General features: G+C 36.0%; 26 protein-coding genes. All 26 read right to left on the reverse strand.

What is annotated here, in order from left to right; genetic code table 11:
* Positions 1 to 17: 17 nt before the first annotated feature.
* The 26 genes from BC351_RS00295 to BC351_RS00415 all read right to left on the reverse strand — a co-directional run bounded on the left by BC351_RS00295 (position 18) and on the right by BC351_RS00415 (position 25,457).
* Positions 18 to 209, reverse strand: a complete 192-nt coding sequence (locus BC351_RS00295; RefSeq protein ID WP_079408711.1) for a hypothetical protein — start codon at positions 207 to 209, stop codon at positions 18 to 20.
* Positions 210 to 227: 18 nt separating this feature from the next.
* Complete coding sequence (locus tag BC351_RS00300) at positions 228 to 1,226, reverse strand: tyrosine-type recombinase/integrase (protein ID WP_079408712.1); 999 nt, start codon at positions 1,224 to 1,226, stop codon at positions 228 to 230.
* 12 nt (positions 1,227 to 1,238) lie between these two features.
* Positions 1,239 to 1,670 carry a hypothetical protein gene (locus BC351_RS00305; RefSeq protein WP_079408713.1) on the reverse strand — a complete coding sequence of 144 codons (432 nt, stop codon included), beginning with the start codon at positions 1,668 to 1,670 and terminating at the stop codon, positions 1,239 to 1,241.
* An 87-nt stretch (positions 1,671 to 1,757) separates the two neighbouring features.
* Positions 1,758 to 2,738: a hypothetical protein gene (locus tag BC351_RS00310; protein WP_079408714.1), complete on the reverse strand. Its 981-nt coding sequence runs from the start codon at positions 2,736 to 2,738 to the stop codon at positions 1,758 to 1,760.
* 33 nt (positions 2,739 to 2,771) lie between these two features.
* Complete coding sequence (locus tag BC351_RS00315) at positions 2,772 to 3,491, reverse strand: hypothetical protein (RefSeq protein ID WP_079408715.1); 720 nt, start codon at positions 3,489 to 3,491, stop codon at positions 2,772 to 2,774.
* Positions 3,492 to 3,989 carry a hypothetical protein gene (locus BC351_RS00320; protein ID WP_079408716.1) on the reverse strand — a complete coding sequence of 166 codons (498 nt, stop codon included), beginning with the start codon at positions 3,987 to 3,989 and terminating at the stop codon, positions 3,492 to 3,494.
* A 15-nt stretch (positions 3,990 to 4,004) separates the two neighbouring features.
* Complete coding sequence (locus BC351_RS00325; protein WP_079408717.1) at positions 4,005 to 5,477, reverse strand: Ig-like domain-containing protein; 1,473 nt, start codon at positions 5,475 to 5,477, stop codon at positions 4,005 to 4,007.
* A 10-nt stretch (positions 5,478 to 5,487) separates the two neighbouring features.
* Positions 5,488 to 5,919: a hypothetical protein gene (locus tag BC351_RS00330; RefSeq protein WP_079408718.1), complete on the reverse strand. Its 432-nt coding sequence runs from the start codon at positions 5,917 to 5,919 to the stop codon at positions 5,488 to 5,490.
* A 27-nt stretch (positions 5,920 to 5,946) separates the two neighbouring features.
* Positions 5,947 to 6,606: a hypothetical protein gene (locus BC351_RS00335; protein WP_079408719.1), complete on the reverse strand. Its 660-nt coding sequence runs from the start codon at positions 6,604 to 6,606 to the stop codon at positions 5,947 to 5,949.
* Between the two features lie 62 nt (positions 6,607 to 6,668).
* Entirely contained in the window at positions 6,669 to 7,790 is a 1,122-nt protein-coding gene (locus BC351_RS00340) for a hypothetical protein (protein ID WP_079408720.1), read from the reverse strand.
* Positions 7,791 to 7,827: 37 nt separating this feature from the next.
* The gene (locus tag BC351_RS00345) at positions 7,828 to 8,337 is read right to left on the reverse strand and encodes a hypothetical protein (protein ID WP_079408721.1); all 510 of its coding nucleotides are present in this window, start codon (positions 8,335 to 8,337) and stop codon (positions 7,828 to 7,830) included.
* A 27-nt stretch (positions 8,338 to 8,364) separates the two neighbouring features.
* Positions 8,365 to 9,999, reverse strand: a complete 1,635-nt coding sequence (locus tag BC351_RS42855; protein ID WP_208629529.1) for a V-type ATP synthase subunit I domain-containing protein — start codon at positions 9,997 to 9,999, stop codon at positions 8,365 to 8,367.
* Positions 10,000 to 10,029: 30 nt separating this feature from the next.
* Positions 10,030 to 11,562, reverse strand: coding sequence for a hypothetical protein (locus BC351_RS00355; protein ID WP_144028209.1), 1,533 nt, complete (start codon positions 11,560 to 11,562; stop codon positions 10,030 to 10,032).
* Positions 11,563 to 11,596: 34 nt separating this feature from the next.
* Positions 11,597 to 13,336 carry a hypothetical protein gene (locus tag BC351_RS42860; RefSeq protein WP_208629532.1) on the reverse strand — a complete coding sequence of 580 codons (1,740 nt, stop codon included), beginning with the start codon at positions 13,334 to 13,336 and terminating at the stop codon, positions 11,597 to 11,599.
* Entirely contained in the window at positions 13,329 to 14,300 is a 972-nt protein-coding gene (locus BC351_RS00365; protein WP_079408723.1) for a hypothetical protein, read from the reverse strand. The genes BC351_RS42860 and BC351_RS00365 overlap by 8 nt, the downstream gene beginning before the upstream one ends.
* Before the next feature lie 205 nt (positions 14,301 to 14,505).
* Positions 14,506 to 14,661, reverse strand: a complete 156-nt coding sequence (locus BC351_RS41970; protein WP_158081937.1) for a hypothetical protein — start codon at positions 14,659 to 14,661, stop codon at positions 14,506 to 14,508.
* 17 nt (positions 14,662 to 14,678) lie between these two features.
* Positions 14,679 to 15,734: a glycosyltransferase family 2 protein gene (locus BC351_RS00370; RefSeq protein ID WP_079408724.1), complete on the reverse strand. Its 1,056-nt coding sequence runs from the start codon at positions 15,732 to 15,734 to the stop codon at positions 14,679 to 14,681.
* Positions 15,735 to 15,850: 116 nt separating this feature from the next.
* Positions 15,851 to 18,472 carry a carbohydrate-binding protein gene (locus tag BC351_RS00375; RefSeq protein WP_079408725.1) on the reverse strand — a complete coding sequence of 874 codons (2,622 nt, stop codon included), beginning with the start codon at positions 18,470 to 18,472 and terminating at the stop codon, positions 15,851 to 15,853.
* Positions 18,473 to 18,491: 19 nt separating this feature from the next.
* Positions 18,492 to 19,535, reverse strand: a complete 1,044-nt coding sequence (locus tag BC351_RS00380; RefSeq protein WP_079408726.1) for an SGNH/GDSL hydrolase family protein — start codon at positions 19,533 to 19,535, stop codon at positions 18,492 to 18,494.
* 12 nt (positions 19,536 to 19,547) lie between these two features.
* Positions 19,548 to 21,614 (reverse strand): fibronectin type III domain-containing protein, encoded by a 2,067-nt coding sequence (locus BC351_RS00385; RefSeq protein WP_079408727.1) that lies wholly within the window; start codon positions 21,612 to 21,614, stop codon positions 19,548 to 19,550.
* A gap of 112 nt (positions 21,615 to 21,726) precedes the next feature.
* On the reverse strand, positions 21,727 to 22,008 hold the full coding sequence (locus tag BC351_RS00390; RefSeq protein ID WP_079408728.1) for a hypothetical protein: 282 nt from the start codon (positions 22,006 to 22,008) through the stop codon (positions 21,727 to 21,729).
* 60 nt (positions 22,009 to 22,068) lie between these two features.
* Entirely contained in the window at positions 22,069 to 22,305 is a 237-nt protein-coding gene (locus BC351_RS00395; protein WP_079408729.1) for a hypothetical protein, read from the reverse strand.
* 4 nt (positions 22,306 to 22,309) lie between these two features.
* The gene (locus BC351_RS00400; protein ID WP_079408730.1) at positions 22,310 to 23,506 is read right to left on the reverse strand and encodes a metallophosphoesterase family protein; all 1,197 of its coding nucleotides are present in this window, start codon (positions 23,504 to 23,506) and stop codon (positions 22,310 to 22,312) included.
* Positions 23,507 to 23,511: 5 nt separating this feature from the next.
* A complete protein-coding gene (locus BC351_RS00405; RefSeq protein WP_079408731.1) occupies positions 23,512 to 23,712 on the reverse strand; it encodes a YonK family protein in 201 nt (66 codons plus the stop codon).
* Positions 23,713 to 23,747: 35 nt separating this feature from the next.
* Entirely contained in the window at positions 23,748 to 25,064 is a 1,317-nt protein-coding gene (locus tag BC351_RS00410; RefSeq protein ID WP_079408732.1) for a PhoH family protein, read from the reverse strand.
* A 117-nt stretch (positions 25,065 to 25,181) separates the two neighbouring features.
* On the reverse strand, positions 25,182 to 25,457 hold the full coding sequence (locus BC351_RS00415) for an HU family DNA-binding protein (RefSeq protein ID WP_079408733.1): 276 nt from the start codon (positions 25,455 to 25,457) through the stop codon (positions 25,182 to 25,184).
* Positions 25,458 to 25,558: the final 101 nt, after the last annotated feature.

The raw sequence follows: 25,558 nt of genomic DNA on the forward strand, positions 1-25,558 counted from the left end.
TTTTATTTAAGTATTTATTACTTATAATCTGTATTACATGTAATTTGAGTCCAGTTCAATGGCGTTCCAATATATACAGGAGGGTAAAATGAATACTCGTATGTTTTAGGCTTGGTTAACTTCGCTTGTTGTTCGTCAAGAGTTTGTTTAAATATTGCAATTTCATCTGGTGTACCTTCGACTTCATGTCCATAAATTTTAGCTTTCATGTTGAATGTCTCCTTTACTTAAAAAATTCCACCCATATCCTCTTGATCTTCACGTAAATCATAAAATTTCTCAGTTGTTGATGAGTCTTTGTGGCCAAGTAGTTTCTGAGCCATCTTAATATTTAAACCTGAATTTAAAATGTCAGTTGAGCGACTTGCTCTTGTAATGTGAGGATTTACTCGTCTACCGACAATATCAGAAATGATATTTGCAAACCAATCATTAACAGTAGATATTTTAATTTGATTTACCGATTTGTTATATTTAGTTACAAAAAGATAGGGATTATCGTCTTCTCCGCGCGCTTCCATCCATTTGTTAACATACTCTCTTGCTTTGTCATCAAACATGATAGGTCTGCTCTCACCTTCAAGCCCTTTTCCCTTACATCTGATTTTATGTGTCCAATAATAGTTTTTACCTTCTACTGGAGCATAATCAAGAATCTCTCTGCGAACTTGAACGATTTCACCACGTCTGCAACCCGATATATACATAAAATAATATAATGCAAGTAACTGCCAATTCTCATCTTCTGTCAATTGCTTGATAATTAATTGCGACTCTTCTTCGGAGACGGGTACTTTTTCATAAACTTTATTAAGTGTTGGATTAGGAACACCGTCCACAAAGTTTCTAAAAGTAAGGTAATCTTCTTCCTCTTCGTAAAAATTGATTATGTATTTACAAAAAGAAGAGATACAGCTCCTTTTAAGTTTTACTCCACCTGAAGACAATCCTCTGCGAATTAGACTATTTTGAAAACGGAGGTAGTCCTTCTTCTTGATTTGGTGAATTTGCTTATTCTCTCCAAATGTTTCGTGAATCCACACTAGGAATATTTTAATGGCAGATTTATATTGCGATATTGAGTTTGGTGATAAGTGAGTCGACTCGTTTAACCACTCCTCTGCTAATCTGCGGTTTTCCTTATTAACTTGTTTGTATTGCTCATCTGTAATGGAAATACTTTTCGGTGCTCTATCGCGAATCATATTTTTCTTGATGGTAGACATTAAATCACCTTCCTATCTTTGCACATTAAGTCCTTGTCTTTGTAAGCCCTTGAAAAGAGCATAAATGTGTTCATGTGTATTTCTTAGTTCTTCTACTGTATCTTCATAAAAGTTTCTTTCAAATGGTTGCATTAGATAAATCCTTGATTGGCTCCAAGTATAACCTATCCCTGTAGCAATAATTCTAGCTACATCAACTCCTTCATCATGTCTCGTGTTAGTGATTTCAATTGTATTTGCATCAATAAGTTTTACCTTCATATTTTTAGTGTCAGACAGTTCATGAGTTCGAACGTATTCTGAAGGGGTATACTCTTTATATGTCACATTTTCAATTGTATCGTGCATCGTATTTTTAACTACAGTACCCACTTCGTTTTTTAATGTATTATTCACCATCTTGTTTATTTGAGACTCTAATTGACTCCAATTTGATACATCCAATTAAATCCACCTTTCTCTCAATAAAATCCATGTGATAATACAGAAGACAATAATCTTGCCCTCTGTTTAAAACATGGATTTAATACATTAAGCGCTCGTAACAACAACAGTGTCTGTAATTCCAGACGATGTATGTGTAACTGTAATCGTTGAGCTACCAGCCGCTACCCGTGTAATTAGTCCTGTAGAAGCTCCAACCGTACATGTTGCAGGTGTTGAACTTACATATGTGCAACCACTTGTTACAACTGTATTTGCATAAATACCGCCACGGATACCGTATACTGTGATTTGAGAAGTAGGGGAAGCAGCAGATAAAGAAACCGCGGCAGGTGTAGCAGCGATAGCTTGATAACTAACTGCGGTATTGCCAACAGGTTTAATCATAACTGTCGCATAATTACCATTTGTATCTACTAAAGCAGAACCTTCTAGTTTGCTTGTACTGACTGAGGCTGCGGCAAGCGAGAGGTCAAATGACCCTGAAATTTTAAATTGCGGAATTTTAATTTGTAATTCTGCAACCTGACCTTTACCCTCAAAAATCTTAGCGATTAGAGTGACTTCATATGCGTTAGGGTATTTGTCTGCATCGATACTGATGTAGTCAACGGAAGTTGATGTTTGATAAGAAACATATACAGTTGAATTTGCTCCACCAGCAAGCGTAAAATTCTTACCTGTAGGAGTAACTGTCAAGATACTTCCATCTGACTTTTGAACATAAACAGAGCCTACAGGGGTTGAAGCTACAGCACCAGAACCACCAACTAATGTAACAAGCTCATCTGTTACAAAGTAATCTTTAAGTCCGTTCAAGATTCCGACACCATTGTTTAGAGCGATATACCCGACTTCAAAATTGGCAGCTTCTACTGAAACATCGATTTTTTTGTCATGTGAGTATGTAAAGGCGAGTCCATTTCCAAACCCACCTCGAACCTCTTGGTTTGTGACTGCTTGTTTGAAAGCAGTATTAATAAGCGTCTTACCTTTTGCCACAATTGTGTCATTACTAGGATCTCTCATAATAACGTCTGCAACTGATACTAAAAATCTATCTGCCAAATTAATTCCTCCTAATGAATATGTATTATTTATCTATGCTTTTCCAAATGCTTCATCAGCTGTTAGTTTGTTAAACTCAGCTTCTGACATAATGACATCTGCATATTTATCTCTGTCTTCAACATGACTAAGCCAATGCTGTATATCTTTTGATGCTCCATTCTCTGCCATGAGAGCAGAATACACATCAAAGTTTTTAATTATCGCAAAGCGTTCAAGTGCCTTATTGAATTGAAAGATGGTATACTTTTTTATCTCCTGAAATGAGCTACCAGATAAACAATGTAAAGCAACGACTCTTTCCTCTAATGTTGCTGGTGTTCCATTCTTTCTAGATAAAAATTCCTCTGCTTCTTGTAATTCTTTCTCCATATCCTCATCGTAGAAATCTTCTCGGTTTTGAATGAGATTTTGATGTAAAATGATTCTCTTAATATCCTCGAATTCATACCCATTCAGTTTGACGCCTTCAATAAGAAGTCCGATCTTACTGTCTTCATAGGTGAAGTCATACTTCTGGTTTTGTAGGACTATAGAGAGCAATTTATCCAATTTGGCGTATAAAGAATTGTTTTGCCTGATTAATGCAAACAAAAAATCAAGATAGCTCATCTTGATTACCTGAATGTCTTGTATTCTGTTTTTCTCAAATAATAAGCATTGAACACATTCATAAAATGATTCACAGTTTTCCATAGTTGCTGGATATATCTTTATTCCTAAAAATTCAGATGGATCTCCCCACACTCTCATTTAGATCGACCTCGTTGAAGGTATCAATTCGTATCCTGTATAATAGTCATTGTGAGGAATAATCCTGATATCTCTCTCGAAGAATAATTGTCCAATAAATCCAATATCTACGCCATTAAGCTGTGATATTATCTCTTGAAGCATTACTAGTGGTCTCTGTCTTCCTTCGTCCATTCTCCATACAGAGTTGCTGCAAATTACCTGAATAGAAATATCAACATTAGTCAAATAGATATTATTAGGTTTAATGTTCCTAATATATATCCTCAACTCAGATCCTGCTGTATCTGAGACATTAGGGCTTAATGGTGTAAAGAATACTTTAGTTTTTTCCTTATTGGATTGATCAAACATTTCAATTTTTTCGTTATCAGATATATCTTCTTGAGACAGAGCATCTGCTGATGAGTATTTCAAACATTTAAATAAATTTTGACTTGGCAATAGTTGAACTACTATGTTTTGAATAATTCGATCAACGTTTTCTAAAGTAAACATTTACATCACCTCCCTTTATATCAAACTCTTAATTTGAATTCGTTTCATAGCAGAAACAAGGACTTTTTCATTTGCCAATTCACCGACAGTATACGAGGCTAAATCTCCAACTGTGAATGATGAAATCTGTTCTATTGTTAAACCTAAAGAGAATAGCTCATCAACAGTGCGCACAGAAAGCTCTTCAACAGAATAATTAGCTACATCATCAGCAGTGAATCCAACATCCGTTAATTGGTTTACGTTAAGTTTTGAAAGTTCTTCAATTGTAAAAGTAGCTAAATCTTCAACTGTAAAGTTAGTACTTTCATAACAGACGCCTTTGATTTTTACATATCCTGTATACTTCTTATTTGCTAGTATTGAAACATCATGACCGGATTGACTAATTATCACACCTAATGTTGTTGGCTGTGTTCCTGAATCATCATATAATGTCCACCTGATTAATTTAGAAGTATCAGTCACACCATTATTTTTGACTTCCCCACGGAATTTCTGAGCTTGAGTAATCTTGCAGAAATCGCTACCACTTATATCTAAAGTCCATCCAGATTGAACTACATCACTTATTAATACTTGTATGTCATCAAAGATGTCTGGATTATTTGTTAATGAAACCCGCACGTTGGCAGTACCATTTGAAAGAGCTGTAATAAGCCCTGTTTCTGTGACTGATAAAACTGAACTGTCAGAAGATGTGAAGGAGAGAGGGAGGGATGTAATTGATCCTTGATCCTTTACTTCTATTTCAATCTGCAAAGTGTCATTTGTCCTTAAATTAACTGAATCACCATTGGAGATGTGAATTGAGTAATCATGAATGTAATAATCTGCTATTCTCAACTGAACATTATCTTTGTCAGAGCTTAATAGTGTTTCTTCAAGTTCAAGTGTAATTAAATTAGTGTTTAAAGAATTTATACCTGTAACCTGCCAACATCTATCTTCATCGAAAATGAACCTTTGTTTCTTGCGGATCTTAAGTGTATCCACATTTTTTTGTGTGATAATACTTCTTCGCTCATTCGATAAAACCATCATTTTATCGTCTACCAAGCCAAGACTTCGAAGATTTTCTGTAGCCTGAACAAAGTAAGCTTCTTTAACTGCCCCCAGAGAATCTAGCCATTTCAAACTAGACACACATTTTTGGATGGCTCCGCGGTAATAGATTCCCCCCATATCGTCAACAGAAGTGGTTAACCACTTTTCACCTTGCCATGTAAATACATCACCAAAGTGCAGAAGTTGATCTGGAATGAGTTGAATCTGTTTTAGTTCCTTAGTTTTACTGTCATCGACTATCCATGAGTCAAGGTTAGATGTTGTGTAAGGTGATGATGAAGTGTTGACTCGAACTTGGTAGTAAGAAGGAGAATCTTTAAAAGAGTTCGTGATTACTCTTTTTGTATTGTTGATGTTGTATGTTCTTGGATTGGCATCAGTCACACTTAATTTGGCATTGTAGGCAGTATAAAAAGTCATTTATGACACCTCATATCTTAGAGAAGTCAAAGTTTTCATATGTATACTCAACTATCATTGCATCAGCACGTTCAATTAATTGATTCTGCAAATCAATTTTAACTTTTAAGTTATTTGATTCAGCATAACGTTTAAAATCTGAACTATTCAATGCAAGTCTCATTTCGTTAACATTTTTTACTTCTTTTTCTGACCATTCTATTTGCATTAAGAATGCTAAAATTTCCTCTTCTTTTTCGGATAAAGTTTGATTGAAAACTTGAACTGAATCATCTCTATCAGTTAGATTTTGAACGCATTTTGTAAACTTTGGAATTGCACTTTTTAACCAACCGAGTAGATATGCTTCGTAGTTAGGTATTGAGGTTTGAAAAAGAGCGTCCAAAGTGTAATCTTCTACTTTAATTGCAAAGCGTTGGTAGATATTTTGGTACGGAGTCATTTCTCACCACTCATACCTTTCTTCTTATTAGCGATTTTTTGCTAATTCATTGATGTCTTGACCAATGTAGTCACTAATTACTTGGATTTTATTTAAATCAGAAAATTTATTGTTTCTTTCTGAAATTCCCTTAATGATAATGTCTATAGCGGTTGTTCGTAGTGATTGAGTAAGATTAGAAAGTGTCTTAATGATTTCATCAGCAGGTAGAGTTATAATGTCTTCAATGAACTTTTTGCTTACAAAATTCTCGTATTTATTTTCGAGATAAAGCGCTTTGACAACATCAATATTTTGAATAAGCAGCCAACCATCTTCAATGATCACTGGATGAGTATTGTAGACAGCGCGCAAGTCCTCAAATGAAATTTGTTGTGTTGTACCAAAATCTCTGAATAAAATTCTCTTTCCGTTAGCGTCAAGATTGAGGCTACCAGATACCATACTCATGACAGGGATGAGTTTATTTGAAGGAATGGCAATTTGAGACTCATCAATAAACAAGCTGCCATTTTGACTATTAACTGTCTCTGATGTAGTAGTTGCTACTTTAAGACTCTCAATCATTTTTTTCATTTCTTCTAATTGTGTTTTCAGAAATTCATTTTCAATCTCGACTTGAGATTTAGTCACAACCGTAGTTTCAGTTGGTGCGGATACTGTTTCTGGTTTTTTAATAGGTGCCATATATAATTATCTCCCTTTAATAGAATAGAGAAGACAAGTTTCCTTGCCTTCTCTTGAATAATTTAAGCCAATTGATACATTGCGTATTTTGCAGAAGTAATAATTTTTGTATCCCATTTCTTCTTAACTGTGTAGTCAATGCTGTTGTCAGAGCTATCTTTGGAATCAGTTTGACTAATCATTGTCTCGCCCTCAAACGCGATTTTAACGAGTTTGTCTACCATGGTAGCGATAATCAATAGATATTGGTCAGAGATGGCAAGAGTGTCTGTATTTGGAGTTACGCGTTGATCAAATTTAAACAAACCAGTACCTTGGAAGTTACCCAAATAACCAGCGCCATTATACTCTTGACCTAAGCCGAAAGTTAGATATTGGCTATCTGGAACCACTTTTGAAAGAGCCACTTTTGTACCAAATGCAACAGCATTTGCACCATGATTAGCTGCTTCTACTAGTTGAACTAGATTATTGAAAGTCGTTTGAGCAAATGCACCATTTGCTTTGTAAGCAGTACCGAGTGCAGAGTAAGAATTGAAAATGGAATTGTAGATATCAATAGTAATTTGAGTTTCGATTGCTTGAGCAACGCGATTAACCCAATCGCCCCAGTTTACTTTACCTGCAATTACACGGTAAAGATCTTCCGCGATAGTTACTTCTCGCATTACTGGAGTAAGAATAACATCTGTACCAACCAAACGTTGACGATTGCCCTTACGGATGCCATCAGCAAGCTTAGAAACTACAAAAAGGTCATTGTTTGGAACGCTCCATACAAAATTGTCTCCCCAACCAGAAGATTTTACGTCTGCGAATTGATAGAAGTTGTCAAGGACTGTATCAGGAATAACAACATCAAGAATTTCAGAGATGATAGCAAACATTGTAAATTTAACATTCGGATGACCCATCATAACGGACTTGCTGAATTCCAAACCTTCTGGAAGATACGCAGAAGCAATAGCTTGTTTAACAAGCGCTTCGGAGAATAGTTTTTGTTTCTCTTGATATGTTGTACCTTCTTTTTCAGAGTACATTTTGTACTTAGCGACTTTATTTCTTTCTGCTGGTTTAGCATTTTCATACTTCCAGTGATAAAATAATTCTACACCTGCTTGAACGATATCTTTTTGATCTTTTGAGAAATTAGTGAAGCGTTGAGAAAAATGTTTGTGTAACATAATTAAATTTACATCTCCTTGTTATTTTTATTTTTTATTAGGCTTGTTTTACAACTTCAAGTTGTGTAGCGGCAACACGAGCAGAACCAACTGAAACAGTAAGTTTTTGAATAACTTGAAATGCAATACGAGTTAGCCCAGTCAAGTCGGCGGCTACAGCAGGTTTCATAGAAGCGTTAACGGGAACAACATATTTATTTAGCACTGTTGTGCCAGCGATTCCATCGTCAGTAATTGTAAATGTATCTCCAACTTTAAGGCGGTAAGCACGAGCAGGACGGTTTTTAGCATTAGTAAACAGTGTAACATCTGTCAATGGTACACGTAATCCGTTAACCTCAATAATTTCAGGCGATTGAACAAGAACAACTTCATCTTTTGTTACATCTACTGGTGCTGCAACAACGCGAATATCTGGATTACCTGCAAGAACTCCTCCAAGAACTACCAGACTACCATTGTCCATATCGACTGTGTTTTGTACCGAAATTACACAAGTATCCAATTGATTACCTGCCATTTTGTTTAAAGTAACGTAAGCTGACATTAATAAAACATCTCCTTATTTTTTATATTATTTATTATTTTTATTTTTTAGCCTTGACCAAACACTGTCATCATCGGATTCTTTTTGTTCGGTTAGTTCACGAGGAATTCCTACAAACATATGTCCGCTTTTTTTGTCATTTGTTTTAGCCAGAAGTTTATCACAAGCAAAAGACTTCAAATCTTTAATAAATTCATCTGCATTTTCACAATGACCTGCTTTTTCTTTGAAGGATTCCAATTCTTCCTTATCAAGAACATTAGAAAACTTTTGGAAAGCTTCGTTGATTTTTTCTTGTTTTTCATTATTTTCATATGAAGACTTAAATTCTTGAAGTTTTGTTAATTCTACCTCTAAAGCAGTATACTTCTGATTTAATTCAAGTAGTGCATCAGTTTTCTCATCAATCTCTTTTTGGAAGTCGAGTTGCTTTTGTTCGAATTGACTTTCAACCTCTTTTGTTGCAACTTTTAATTTATATTCCATAACTTCATCAGGAACAAAATTAAACTCTAAAACTTCTTCTGAAGTGTCTTGAGCCAATTCCATTTTCTTCCACTCGTCTTTATATCTTGATTGTGTTTCATAATTAATGGAAACAAAGTCACCATTAATTGAGAATTCGTAACCGAAATATGTAGATTTTTCGTAATTATAAACGATGACTACTTTCTCTTCAGTGAGATAATCTACAAGATACTCATCACAGTATTCATAACCCCACGAGTCTGTTTTTTTGTTTTGTCTAACAATTCTACGAAGTTCATCTTCAAGTTGTTCACTTGACCAAGAAAATGTACTCTTTGGATTAGACTCGCTAAAAGTATCTTTGATTTTTGCTTCTAACTCATCCAAAGATAGTTCTTCATGATTAATACTCTTAGAGGACAAATCATCAATTGTTAAGCTGTATTTTTGTAGTAACTCTAAAACCTTATCCAATTTCTTACCTCCTTCATGTAATTCTTCCGCAACAACACTTTCTATTTGTTGCAGAGATTGAGTAAATATTGTTTTAAAGCATTCCATTTTTTCATTAACTTCTTTAGCGAAGTCCTGTTCAGAGAATTGAACTTCGATAGTGGCGTTTTGCATAGCAGGCTTAACACCTAATCCCAATCCACATGCACCAAAGAAACTGAATTTACTAAAATGGAAATATCCGTCTTCTTTAAATTCGCCTTCATAGTCATCTGCTATTTCCATCGATTCTGCCTTAATCAAGTCTCTCGTTAAAATATCGACTGGATCATCAAATTTGCGCCAAATAAGACCCTCTACAGTCAAAAATGACCTAGTAACTCCATCGTCACATAGACGGTCTTCAAATTGAGCATTATTTTCACTTGGGATTACACCGATTGCTGAGCCAAAATATTTAACGTTGTATTTACCATCTTTCTTAACTAACCCCTGACGGTGGTCTGAAAAGTCTTCATCGCCATCAGCGTTCTCTTCGATGTAAGCTAATATTGGCGTGTTTGCAAGTGTGGGTACTGCTGCTTCCACAACTTCCTTTGAGAAGTAAGAATGATTGAGATTTTCTAAGGTATGCATTAGCCATATTTTCACTTTAAGGAAACGAATGTCTTCTTCAGATGATTCATAATGATTAAGCTTTTGAAATAACACTGGCATTGACTTTTTTATAGCATCTTTCAACTAATTTCACCACCTTCCCGAAGAGTATTGTTATGTTCGCATTCCATCTAAGTTTGAACCATTATCAATTGTTTTTTGACCATCATCGGTAATGTCAGACTTCTTAGGTGCTCCACTCTTATCTTTACCTGACTGAGTGTGCGCCGAAAGCAAGGGCTTCATAATCGAATCTAGGTTTAGACTATTTTCGAAATTGGTTAAGTTAACTAGTTGGGATGGAGTTAAACCAAGACTAGCTGCAACTAAAAGTCTTGGGAAGCCATACTGTGCTGCCTGTATATAAGCATCTAATTTATCCTTTTGATTAAATCTTGTGATATCAGGAAATGTGATTTTAAATCTAAATCGTCCAGATACTTCGCGAAGTTTAAAATTAACAAATCTCTCAAAAATACGATACATATGAAGGACGTAATTTTCATCCGTCTGAATGGATGCTTTGATGCCCACACCATTTGATTTTTTCTCACCAAATAAAACAGGAGACGTACCTGACGACTCATAAAAGTGCTGTTGACCAATTCCAACAATATCGTTTTTACCTTGTGAGTCAGAAAAATCAATAGTTTCAGAATCTAGAGGCGTAGTAACCACTTTCACGCCTTCTGGCATAGTAGACTGCATTAAGCTTGAGAATTTACCCGCGGTGTCAGCGGCGATAGCAAAATTATCTTTCTTGTTCCCGTTCTTTTCGTCTTTATGAAGTGGGATTTTATTCAAGATAATTTTCCATACTTCTAATTGTGTTTTCGTTTTAAGAAGATTCTTGTAGGCTGCTATTTCCACGCTATCAACAAATAACCCCATCAGTGGTGGGGTTTGACCTGCTCTATTCTCATCAAACTTAAATACAAACGCTTTCGACGGATCAAGAGTTACCCAGTACATGTAGCCTTTATTTTTATCAGTGCCATCTATAAAATCTAAATAGTACTGAGCAAATTCAGGTGCATAGTCGTCGATATTGACACCCATTTGCATAAAGTAGTACATATTGAAAGCGTATTGATACCCCAACTCTGTTTTATTAACTATCTTACAATAGGCGCTAGGCATTTCTTGAAGCATTGTTTTATCGTTTACTTCTCTAACATAGTAAAATTTAGCATCTTCTAAAATGCACATTTTGGTTATTTGAGGAAAGGCCATTTTAGGATTTAGAGAGTCTAACCAGTCGCAAACTTTTTGATAACTCTTCTTAAATGCCTTTGATTTCATATCCTCAGCATCAGCATTTGTAGGCTCAATAAAGTAATCGAAAGTGAGAATTGAACCGTAATGATGAACAAGCCGATTGAACTGCATTATGTAGTTTTCAAGGTATTGTGCTAAATCACGTAATGCTTTCTCGTTTGACTTTGGATTGGAAATTAATTCTTCTACAGTTTTGCGGTCATATTTAGCAGGAGACATGTTGATATTCTTAAGTAGTTCGTTCTGCCAAATGGGATTGTAAAAAATAGAATTACTTGCAGCACTATTAATCGATTTCGCATATTCAAGAGCATAATTCAACAAGTCAGGAAGTTCATTATTCATTTCTACATTTTTATCTTTGTCCAAAAAATCACCTACTTTCATTTGAGACATAGTACTACTAAACGAAGAGATAGTCTAAAATATCAACTTCTTCATCATCTTTTTTGATATCTTCGTAGTGTTTTAGATAATACAAAATATAAGCAAGTGCTGCCCAAATATCTTTCTCTGTTTTTTTTGCTACTTGTTCTACACTTAATTTTCCACCTTGTTTTTGAACAAGCTTGAGATTTGCTGTTTGATCAATTAGTTGATCTGTTTGATAGTGAGCAGCTTTAATTTGCGCATTATCTTTGCTGACTCTATTTTTATCATTAGTTTCAATTAATTTACTTGGAACCAATAGCCTCAATCGACCACTTTCAACAAAATCAATAAAATTTGTTACAATATCAGTCTGAATTCCCTGAGCCTTTAAACTAAATATCTTCTTAGGTGAAGAATTATTTTGAGCAATTTCGTCAGTATTAAGCGTATCCCAACTTTCATAAGGGTCGTTCTGCAATGGGTCAATGGTCTCTTTCATTAATTCTTCAACAACGCCTTGACCAATACCGTTAGCATCAACTACGGTTACATTTCCACCATAATGCTTATCTAGCCTCTTTAAAAACATAGCCTGTTCATTGAAATTTGTTCCATTGGGTGGAACGAAAATATTGCAAACTGTCGCTGTCTTGATTTTTCCGTTTGAAGATCGTTCAACTTCAATGACAACAAATGCCGATTTATTATTATTGTTTGATTGAGAACGTGCAATATCTGCACCTATAAAATACTCTCGATTTTTACGGGGCTGAATGCTCGCAGTAGGAACTGTTCTCAATTCTAATAACTTATTAATACTAACTAGCGCACCATCAGTTGCTCCAACCCAACGCGACTCATAGTTTTGACTAAATGACACTGAACTCGTTGTTGGGTCATCTTTTTTTGCTAGGATTTGGCTTCTAGTTTCTCCTCTTCCGTAATGACAGGGCAGTTCCCAACTTGCGCCTAAAACCATCTTCCCTTTTAGTTCTGCCATCTCATCTATCATGTTTATCAGACGAATAAACTCATCGCTCCCACGATATCCGCTAGTGGTTAAGTAATTGATCATGCCATTTAACTCATAAGGGTTGATAGTGGATAGCTTACCAATAGTCCTTCTAGGAACGTTTACTACTGGTTCGAGCGCATCTTTAAAAAGGGCATTGTTTAATAACGCAGATTCCTCAACATTGAGCCTACGTCTTCTTTGTCCCTTTGAATGCTGGGAATTCGCTAAAACAGTATAGATTGCCCCCGATGTGAAAATGACTTCGACTTGATCTTTTGAAAAACTTGATTTTACAATTTCATTATTCATTAACGGAAACCATTTAATAATTTCATTGTGCTTTTCTTCACTAATGGAACTAGCATTCTCACGAGTTTGAGCACTCATGGCCAACGTTATATCAGGAAAATGAATCGCAGTGTGATATATGCTCATTAGCTCAATCATCGTTTTCCCAAAGCCGCGGGGGAATACTCCGTATGTGCTGACAAAGCGACTCATCGAGCGCAAGAACACTCTCTGGTCTAAATCTAGCCTCATTCCACCTTTTTCTGGTGAGATGAGATCGTAAAATAGATCTGGAAACCATTTGCTCCATTGAATAAATTGAATCCACTTGTCTAAATTTCTGTCAAAAGAACTTCCTTTTAGTTCATCCAATTTAACATTTGAATTAAAATCAGGATTATCACCCACGCGGGAGCTTTTTCTACTGTGTTTGAAATTATCGCTTTGAAAATTATTATGACTAGCCACTTACATCATCTTCTTCATTGCCAAAGGAACTATCACTCATTTGACTTTCATAATCTTGTTTCTTCTTATCATAAAACGCGTATATTTCTTTATATTCACACTCAGGAAGCCCCTTCAAATCCCGAACATAATTAATGAAACACCACAAAGTCACATCAACTTTATCTTTTGGTTGCTCAGTAAAGTGGGGGAGAAGGGGCATGATTTCATGGTTTTCTTCAACCATTCTTGCAAGTTGGCCAAATGTATCTAATCCACCCGACAAATCCGCTTTACTCATCTGTGACGGTTTAAGTTTTCCTGCTTCAGCTACATCTTTAACCATTGCAGCCCATTCTTTAGCTTCTTTGAAGTTACCTTTTGCTTTAGCTAAAGTTTCTTTAACTTTATTTACACAAAACTCTCTAAAATACTCCTCGTGCATAGTAGTAAGGAGTTGAAAGCTTGTTTTTAATTGCTGATACTTATCTTCGAATAGATAATATTCATCATCTGGATAACCATATCCATATTTACTCTTTAATTGACTTAAATCATAACTGACATTGAGTTTTCTTTGTGTATCATCAGATGAAAAGTGCGAATTCGGAATTATTTGTTCTTTATTGTTTTTATTGAGATGAATAGCATCATCGCTATCTTTCCAAGTTAAATCTCTATAATTTAAGTAAATCGATTTGATGTACATGCCCCATGGATTTTTATTTCTGTTTTCGCCCTCTGAAACCGAGGAGTCCCATTGATGTTGAATAAATGGCTTGTTAAGTTGCAAGAGCATGTCTTTTACTGATTGGATTCTACTAACATCTACATTATCGCTTACACATTTTTTGCAAATACTGACACGTTTATGCGAATCAATTGGGTTAGTTGAAACATAAAATTGATCAAGTGTTTTAGGTGTTCCACAACTAGAGCATGGCTTATATATTTTCTCATTTGATTCTTTTTTTTGTATTACCACTCTTTACACCTTCTCCCGTATTTAGAAATAAGATCAGTGGACGGAACTCTCTAGGGAGTATCAAGTCCACCTTTACATGTCCTTTCAAATGAGGACAATTCCACCGAAATGGTTTACACAAAAGTGCAAACTAAAAAGCACCCGAAATGTCGGATGCTCGAACTTTACACTTTCCTATGAAATTGTAGTTTTATCGTTAATTTTATTACACAGCTAATACATTTGGAATTATCACTGGTTGAGTAGGAAACTCACTATCTTTTTCTATTGCAATCGCGTATCCAGAATAAAGAATTTCAATAATGATGTACGTTCTATTATTGTAAACAACTTCTTTATTTGACACATCAAACATATCCATTTATTTCCACTTCCTCATTATGAGATTCTAGATAAAATATTATATAAATACCTACGTGGCTTAGTCTTGTTATATTGCCGCAATCCTAAATCATAAAGGAATTCTATATCTCTGTTCCTAATGGCATGTAAATAAACTTTCGGAAAAAAACTGATCGATCCGTTGTTAAATGTGCTTTCAATTAGATTGTTGTCAGATACATATTTTTCTATTTGTGCTTTCATTTCTACATCACTTAATTGACTATTAAATAAATTAACCAAGCAAGTTTTAAATGAGTTTAGTAACATGATACAAATTCCATAAGATTGCTTTTCTCGACTGTCGTGAAAATGCTCTTCCACTACTTCCTTTTGGATCTGATATCCACTAATAGTGTCATCAAATAAATAGGGCATATACTTGCTTGTGAACCCACCTTGTCTATAGTAGTAAAGAGGTTTATCAATAACTTTTACTTTTTTTGCAATTAAAAACATTTCCAAGTTATAGAAAAGGTCATCTCCTAAAAAGTGAATTCGATTTAAATACTTGCCACTTTTTTCTAAGATTTCTCTTCTATACAATTTTCCGTGTAAGCTTGCAGGAAATGGATGCCCATGTAAATAAGCAGTTGCTAATTCATTTTTTATTTCTTCACCATCATAAACTTTGTCTAATTTAAAAAACCAACTTGTATTCTTTTGTTTTATTAGTTGACTATTACCTAGAACCTTATAGGTGTTACACACTGTAATGTCTACATCACTTTTAATAGTTGTGTTGTACAGTATTTCTATAGCTGTTTTGTCTATCCAATCATCTGCGTCCACAAACATGACATATTCAGACTTAGAAATTTTGATTCCTTTGTTTCTTGTGGCAATACTACCCTCATTTTGTTTGCTAATTAAAATTATTCGATTATCCTGCTCACAATACCGCTGACAAATTTTTAAACTGTCATCATTAGATCCATCATTCACTAAAATTAATTCAAAATCTTTAAATGTTTGATTGAGAATAGATTTAATGCATTTATCGAGTTTTTTTTCTGCATTATATATAGGAACGACAACACTTACGGCACTCATTGAAATTCCCTCCTTATTAATCCCTCCATATCCATAATATCACATTCTTTATAAAGAACAAAGATATAAATAATAAGATAAGGAGCGGTTATTTTTAAAGGAGTTAGTTAATGAAATTATATCAATATCGCTCCGTATTGTTTAAATACAGCAAGTGTATCAATAAACAACCATGTAACTCCACCATCCGAAGACATTCCAGATGTGTGACTTGGTGGTGTTGAGCCACTTGTGCCAGCTACGGTACAAGAATATACTTTTCCATTGGATTTGACAATTTGCCCAACCGTATAAGCAGTTGCTGCAATCCAACCAGTTGAACTAGCTGTTCCTGTTGTTAAACAAACCCAACCCACGTATCCCCCAGAAGTCGGAGCTACGTTATTAATCGTCTGTCCTACTCGAAAATAGCCAGATGAAGGTTCTGCTTTGTTTTCAATAAGAGGATCATATCCAATAAAATATCCAGCATCTTCTGCAGGTAATGTCATATTAAGAAATTTATTGCTGGCTGATATAAATTCCTTCATTGTGCCTTTATGACTATAATATACAAAAGCAAGATTAGGTGATCCAGTATAACTCAAGTTAGATCTTTTGATGGAAAAAGAGAGAGTTGATGGTACAACTGTGTAATTATTTTTAATCAGATATTGAAATCCAGTAGTGTTAGAGATCTCGATATTGGATCTCTCAAGCTCAATAATACCATAACCATTAGACGTGTTGATTTGAGGATCACCAAGAAAATTAATGGTTTTAATAAATATATCTGAATCTGTTACATTTATAGAGGGGTTCTCGGAAGTATTTAAATTTGCTACCCGTAATGTAGTGTCTGTGAGTTTGCATTTACTAACAAGAAGTTTAACTGCTTTAGTAGCAACGTTAGATTCCAGAATACAATTCGAAAATTTGCAGTCATTTATTGTAACCTTTTCTCTCTTGCTTGGGTCGCGACCATAAATCCTTAAATTTGCCAATGAAAAAGAGCAATTAATTAATGTATAACTATTAATTGTAACTATCTTTTGATTTGTTCCCCTTACATCTAAAGTGCAACCTTCCATTCGATTTACAGATATGGTTGGAAAACCCGAATAATAACTATTGTATTTGAAATGATTATTTCTGAAAACGTGCATATCGTTGTCATTCAGCGACATGAAGAAATTACCAACGTCAATCAAAGTATTCTTTTCAGCAACTACATGATAACCACCATCGCCAACCCAATTACCTGCATTACCGCCTACAATTGTATTGCTACTTATCTCGACATGCGCATTTGAGAAATGAGCTCCCATTAGACCAATAGCGGCAGTAGATTTCCATATAAAGTTGTTTGTAACTACACCTCTTAGCATAGTGTAGAGATTAATCCCAACATTTCCTGCGTTATATATACGATTGTTTTCGATAGTTGCATTGTAGATACCACATAGAATTCCGCAGAAACAACCATATATCAGATTATTTCGAATTGTAATTGCATCTCCGAAGAAATCTTCTTGATTAATAGCATAGCGTGTAGGATCATTGAAAAGTGGTTTACCGTAAATATCTAAACCATTTGCAAGTGGTGTGCCAATATCATGAATAGTGTTATATTGTATGATATTTTCACTACCACCGGGCTGTATCCCTCCACGATGATTACCATAAATCTCATTCCACTCAACTAAGTTATGATGTGGATTTAATCCGAATTTCAGATGTATGGCTAGTTGAGATGATATTGTGCGAGTTGCATCAATTTCTTCATAGAACAAAAACCTATACTTTGCTGCTCCCGAAGGAATAGTCATTGGAGTATAAATTTTTTGATTCTGAATAGACGTAATGAATGTGTTGTCAGCTCTGTAATAGTAGACCCCAACATCTTTTGTAATTAGTCCTGTCGGTCGTGTGAATCCTTGACCAGTTATTGAAAATACATTAAAAATTCCAGTAGGAATGGAAATCATTTGAGTGACCAATGTATTTCCCGTTGCTGCCATTACCGCACCAGTATTTTTATCAAGATCATTCACTGTCAAAATTAATCCAAATTCAGCATATTCAGCAGGAGCAGTAGGCTTAAATCCAATGGAATCTCCCATAAAATGCGCAATCTCACAATGATTAACCGAACAATGACTCGATCCCATCGTAAATTGAACTCCTGTTGTCCACTCAATTGCTCTTTCAGAAGGATTTGTAAAACTTCTGTGCAACCTTTCCCCAAAAATCTTTCCATTTATAATGTGAGAATTATGAGCTGATACAAACACAAAGCTTTGAGCAGGGGAAGGCCATGCCCAAAAGTTTGATGATCCCGATACAGTATCAAATGGGGATTTAGAGTCTGAAGAGTACAATACCTGAAAAGTTGAACCATTTAAGTCAAGTGTCATATAATCTTTATCGATAACTATTTCTCTAGGATAGCAAATTGCGTACGAACCAGTGGGCATAACGATATGCCTATAGCCATTACTATAAGCCCACTGTATTGCATTATTAATACCTTGTATATTATTGTCTGCTGTAATGTAATGAGCATTAACCCAAGGTTTAGCAGGTATTCCTTGGGTTATTCCCCATCGAGAAAGCTCTACGAGATAAGAAATAGCGCTTCGCCCAGTTAAGGAATTTAAAAAGTCTTGTAACGTTCCGTTGTTTCCCACATCTAACCAAAGTTCATAAGCACTCTTCCCATTAACTCCTGCTATATCAGATGGTTTCTTAACAATCACTGTCCATCATCCCACCCCTTTATAATCCGTAATACTGCCTTAAAGCTCCACATACTAAGGTTCCAACACGTTTTGTTCCTTCGGATGTCCAGTGTAATCCATCCGTTAAGTAAGTTTGCTGGTTTTTCTCGTTGTATCCCATATTATTATACATGTCGATCACAGGCAGGTTGTATGCCTGACCGATAGACTTGACGTTATCACCTATGTCTCTGAGAGCTGTTCTCAAGGTTGTGCCTGTTGTATCAGTCCATGCTCTCGGTGGAGTCATTAAGACGATTCTCAGCTTAGGGATTCTAGTCAGCAAACCTTCTATGAGCGTTTGGTAGGCACCAAAATAGGTGTTGGTATCAAATGTTGATCCTACTGGTTGAAGTGTACCACGAGTAGCAGATTCGTCATTTGTACCACCCATGATAGTAACGAGATCAGTTGTTGTAGTTACAGTATCTTTATCCAACCACATACCTGAAGCACCTGACATTCTCTTTCCCGACACTGCCAGATTAGTAACGATTGGAATGTAATATTGCTCTCTGACGTTATTCCACCATGAGTTACCCTGAGTTAAACTGTCTCCAATCAGTGTCCATTCCCCGATGCTCAGATCTGTTCGGTTAAATATAGTTCCACCTCTTACCCCAATTTGGTTAAGCGGGTAGGAAAATGGAAAGACGTTGTTGTTCATGATTCCGAATGCCACGTAGCCTGCATAAGCTGCAATGTTTGCCGATGTTACTAACTCTATCGTGTTTGCATTGTAACAGACATAATAGAAGGTAGTAATTCCCATCTCAGCAGTAAAAGGCTTAGTTCCAGCATTTAACGTTAAGGAAACAGTTGGTGTCCACATGTTATAGGTTGTGAATGATATGGTCTTAGCTGTGAAATCTACTGCAAATTTTACGTTTCCACCAACGATCAGCTTTGTGGGTGTACTGTTACTTCCACCACCAATTGCTGACCCGTTGAAGGTCATGGATCCTCCACTCTCGCCAATCTTGTCCAAAGTGGTCTTATTAAATGGAACATAGCTTGACCCGCTAGGTTTTTCAATGGTCATTTGTCATACCTCCTACTTTAAGGCGTTATAGTTTTGAGTTAACTCTGCGGTAGTTAATACTCTGTTGTAATATCCCATATTTTTAAACAGAGGTTGAGTACCTAAGCTGTTTTGACCGAACATTAAAGGGGATGTAGATCCGTCTACATAGAAATCTGATGTAATGTTGGACACTGAATGAGCCAAAACATTATCAACGTAAATGTAAATCTTGGTTGCATCTCTCATTACTACCACATGGTGATAGGAATTGAAATCCGTCTGAGCCGTTGGATCTACAGCTGCTGGATAATTAGCTGATCCAGCTCCTTGCCCTATTTTCCCAGTTAAGGTACATTGAAAGTGGTTATCATAAGTGTATTCAAATCTTACAGCTGTGGGGGATACCCTACTAAATAGATGGGTTGCTGCTCCTGCTACAGGTTTGATCGTAGCAAATACAGTCCATTGATCAGCGTTGTGGAAATAGGTGTCAGGACTTGGAATAGTTTGCTTAGTAACTGGATTATCCTGATACAGAATCAATGAAGCATCATTTATTTTACCAGCTGGCGCCGCCGATGGGGTACCATTAACAACTGCACTTTGAGTAGACTCTCCAGCTCCATTTACTGCAGACACTTTATAAGCATAAGAAGTCCCGTTAGTAAGCCCCGTATCTGTGAGTCCATTTGTTGATGGTGCGCCAATTGATGTACCATCTCGATACAGTTTGTAGGAGGTTGCCCCTGACGAAACATTCCATGTTACCACGTTTTTAGCATCGCCAGAAACAACGGTCAAACCTGTAGGAGTTGCTGGAATTGCCAGTAGAGGAGTTGAGTTAATAGCAGAAGACTGAGCCGATTCTCCAGCACTATTCACAGCGGAAACAGTGTAAGAATAAGCCGTTCCATTTATGAGACCATTATCTGTAATAGTGTTTGTAGCTGGGTTGGAAACCTTAGTTCCACCGCGGTATACATTATATGATGTTGCACCACTGACGGCTGTCCAGTTAAGTGTGACCTGACCATTCCCTGCCGTGGCAGTAAGTCCAGTTGGAACCAAAGGAATGGTAACGGCTACAGGAGCACCTTTCACATAACATCTAAATGCCACAGTAGTAGCAATGGTGATTGCTGTAAATGAGTCGAATCTGTTTTCTACTACTTCTCCAGATGAAACAGCGATTGTGTTTCCATTAATAGTATAAGTTAAAGAGCTTGTTCCATCATTGGATACAACAACTCCAAACGAGGATGGAATCGCTCTATTGGTCACAGTAGTTGATCCAATGAAGCAATCTTTGATGACAGCAGTAGCAGCAGCAGTACCAACTCCCGCTCTTGCCTCAAATGTACTGGATGCTGTTATAGTAACTTGTGTGAATTCATCAAAATGGTCGAGAAACTTTTCTAATGGTTTAATGGGAATGACTATTCCATTAACCGAAATAGTTAAATCTGACGTACCTGTATTATTCACATATAACTGATCTGCCTTTTGGGATAGGGTTTTAGTTCCCGTAACCGTCCATGTATCCCTGACGATGAACGTACTAAGGTTTAAACTACCTGAACCACCACTTCCAGAAAGGCCTTGAACTCCCTGTAATCCTTGGATACCTTGTTCACCTTTTAATCCTTGAATACCCTGAATCCCTTGAATCCCCTGATCTCCTTTAAGTCCTTGGATACCTTGGTCGCCTTTTTGCCCCTGAATACCTTGTGAACCTATAGCACCCTGAATTCCTTGCGCTCCCTTTAAAGAATCAATAAATTGTTGAGGTGTTCCTGTATTTCCTAAATCTAGCCAGACTTGATATGCACTTTTGCCAGACGCACCACTAGAACCGCTACCGCCTACTAATACCCATAAAGATCCACTGTACATTTTAAATGAGTATGGCTCAGATGCTGTGTCAATCCACAAATCGTAGGTTTTAGGTGAAGTTGGAGGAGTAGGTTGTTTAGGAATTTCTTTTTCTTTTTTTGATATTAAAATATCTAGTAAATCCATATTCTCACCAACAAATACTCTCAAATCTGCACTATCTGAACTAACTGGTTTTTTAAATCCTAGAGGAGTGAGTTCCAAATTATTCACATCTTTCTATTTTTATTTTAATGAGAACCCCTTATAAAATTTCCGAAATATCGATTACTTTAGAAGAGGCTCTCTTTTTTGAGAAGCCTATAAAATTACACTTTTATTTGATAAACCCAATTGTATTTCTGAGGTATTCTTCCTCATCTAGCAAATTCTCATCTTCGTCTTGTTTATCACTTAAAAAGCCAATAGCAGGTGACAGGTTGCCACCTTGATCAGCAATCTCTTGATAATCTAGAGACATAAGATTAGTATCAATTTGAATTGAAGTACTCTTTCTAGCTGCGCATTGGCTAATAAGTTCAAGCAACATATCACACAATGGAAGCACATATCTATCCGCGACTACTCCTACAATTAAACCAATAATTAAAAATCCCATAAATTATCCCTCCTGAATATAGAAGGGTAGAGGTCTGCCATTAACGGCATACATGCCATCTTAATATTTCAATTTGTAGTCCATTAATTCAGCCAAACTTTGAATAAGGTGAACAAACACTTTCTTAGTGTTTAACTCTTCAGCTTCTTCAACAATCATCTTTAATGCTGCGCGAACTTCTGTAGATGATTTGCATTCATTAATTATTTCCACATAAACGTCAACAAGACTCTCATACTCATCAATTAAGTCAGGTAAGAGGATAACATTTATTGGGATATTATGGCCATTAGGCATATCATCACTTCACTTTAATGTCATATGAGCATTCAATATTTGACCCATCTAAAATCAAGAATTTCTGCATAGGTTCAGCATAGAAACGTTTAGAGATTGCATAATCATCTACGCCCATTAAACTGCCCGAAACAATATGTGTTGTACGTCCATGTTCTTTTACATGGTTATGGTGAATGTGTCCTGAAAACAAGAATTTAGGTATAATACCAAGCATTTGCGGCAATGTTTTCGCAGCAGAACTTACATAATCCAAATCTCCATGAACATAAACAAACTTTTCACCTTCAACCTCATCGATATAATATCCGTCTGCGTCAATTAAGATTTCAACATTCTTAAAATCCTTCAACCGAGACTCTAGATACCAAGGAACTAACTTTTCAAAGTTTTCCTTCATTACAGACTCAGTTTTATTTCCGATTGTTCTAGCATGATTTCCACAGATGTTAATCACTTTGACTGTATTAAAAATGCCAGAGAATTTAGCAGTCATTTCTGCCAATACCTCTGACACTACTTGAGTTTGTCTAATGACATCTTCAGATGCTTGAACACGAGAAGAAACATGTATCAGCCCATTAACTTGATCTCCTAGATTAGCAAGAACTAAGTCTGTTACATTATTACGTTCGGCATATGTAAGTGCTTTTGTTGTCAACTGTTCAACTCTAGAGCGAAACACAGAAGGATTGTATGTATTGAGGCTATTACTAAAATCGGCTCCATAGTGCCAGTCACTTACCAATAAAACAGCTTTTTTCCCTTTATTGACTATAGAAGGGAAGGGAGGGGTCTGAAAATTTAGTGGTTTTTCATTCTTCAAGCTTGCTATAGATTTGTCGATTTCATTCTTCAAATGTTCAAATCGTGCCTGTGCTCTCACAGCATTGGTACGCTCACGTTTTTGATCTCTAAATTGCCAAGTCTTTTTCTCAAGTTCGAGTGTCTTATCTTCGATTTCTTGCAAATACTCATTATTGCTTAGTTGAGACTTACTATATTCGACACCACTTTGAAAATTAGTAAACCATTTGCGATATGTAGATTCAGTCCAATTTGCTTCAAACTCTTTATTAAGGAGATTGGCTACATCATACCAAGTTTCAATGCCGAGCAATTCGCGGTCACGACAGATTCTGTATTTGTAGTCAATTGGAGACTCATTTTGCTTTCGTTTGACGTCGGAAGGAGAAGTCATTCAAATTACTCCTCCTCACCATCTGATTCTAATGGTTTAATAGATGTATCTTCTTTAAGTGAGAAGGTTGCTTCTTTACCATCGTATTCACGCAATGCTTCAAGAACACTATAAACAAAAATCCCATCTTTCGTTTCTTCGGTGATAGTCATATTATCGACATCAAGTAAACCTTTGAATGAAACCGAATTATTTCTTTTAGCCATTTATAAAACATCTCCCTAAAATTATTTTTATTTTTTTAAAGCATATCCGCGCAAAGTTGAGCGAGAGTAGATCTTTCGCCTTTACTTAATGTCATATGTCCTGCTTCTTTTACTTCCTTCATGGTTTCAATAATGTGTGTTAGCCCGTTGGAAAACTTGTCTAAATAAGGCGAATCAATTTGGTCAGGGTCGCCTAAGAGTACGATTTTACTGCCCTCACCAATACGAGTTGCGATAGTTTTAACTTCATGCTTATTTAGATTTTGTGCCTCGTCAATAATAATGAACTGATTGGGAATACTGCGTCCGCGAATATATGTTAGTGCTTCAACTTTAATAACATCCTCATATCCTGTGAGGGTTTTATTTAACTCAGCCTCACTTTTGCAATTGAACAAATGCTCTAAGTTATCATAAATGGGTTGCATCCATGGACGAAGTTTTTCCTCTTTTTCGCCGGGCAAATATCCAATGTCCTTGCCCATTGGCACGACAGGACGCGCTACAAGGATTCGTGTGTACTTACGATCATCTAATGTCTTTTTAAGCGCAACAGCTAACGCAATAAGGGTTTTACCCGTACCTGCCTTGCCAGACAGCGTAACTAGAGGAACAGAGTCATCAAGCAATAGTTCCAAAGCCAGTCTTTGTTCAACATTACGAGCATTAATCCCAAAGACTTGTTCTTTCTCACTATAGTTGTAGAGAGGAGTCAATTTATTCTTAATCTTTCTGCAAAGAGCACTTTTCCGTTCATCAAATGATTTTAAAATGAATGAATGATTTTCTGGAAAGTCCTTAAACTCCTTGCTGGCTTTCACCGATTTATCATTATAGAATCCGTCAATGATTTCATCTTCTACATATAGTGTGCTGAGTCCCTTATATAGCTCATCTTCTGAAGAAACAACTTTATCATGTTGATAATCCTCAGCCCTAACTGAAACAATATCCGATTTAATGCGAACCAATGTGTCTTTTGATACCATGATTACTTCTGCATCTGGATTGTCTTCTTTTAGTTGGTGAGCTACTGCAATAATTGCGTTGTCATTTTTATCATCTAAAAATGTTTCGAATACTACAGAGTCAGGTTTATGGATTACAACTTTAAGAGTTCCACCATTATCAAGAAAGACACCTTCATGCAACATTCCTCGCTCACGTAGTTTGTCTAACTCTCGGGAAAAGTGTCTTGCATTCAGTCCAATGCCATCCATCAGTTTCTTTTTACTATCTACTTCCTCCAATAAGACAGAAGGGAGAACTACATCGTGTTCGCCAAATGAGTACATACCTAGTGCGTCATTTAGGATGACATTCGTGTCTAAAACATAAATTTTTCTTCTCATAGGCAATTACCTCTCAGGTAAATAGAATGGGGAGGAGAGCAACCACTTTTAAGTGATCGCCCTCTTGGGTTTGCCCTATCAGTGGGCTTGAATATGTACAATAGAAGGAATGATTTATTATTTATTTACCGCGTCTTTGACTGCTTTTGCTGGTTTCCATGCAGCATTTTTACTTTCAGGAATTTCGATTTCTGCTCCTGATTGAGGGTTTCGCCCTTTACGAGCACTACGTTTACGTGTTTCGAAATTTCCGAAACCAACAAGTTTTACAGAATCGCCAGATGCTAAAGTCTCAGTAATGACTTCCAAGGTTGTTTCTAGTGCAAGCGTAACATCTTTTTTAGTCATGTCTGTTTTTTCTACTACTACATTGATAAGTTCGGATTTGTTCATTTTAATATCTCCCTTTGGATTGTTTTATTTTGTATTTTTCGTATTTCAGTTAAATACTATATGATATTAATAAACCATGTAGCATCACTATCATATGGCAA

Origin of the sequence: Paenibacillus ferrarius, from assembly GCF_002027705.1 — a bacterium.
GTDB classification, from domain to species: Bacteria; Bacillota; Bacilli; order Paenibacillales; family NBRC-103111; genus Paenibacillus_E; species Paenibacillus_E ferrarius.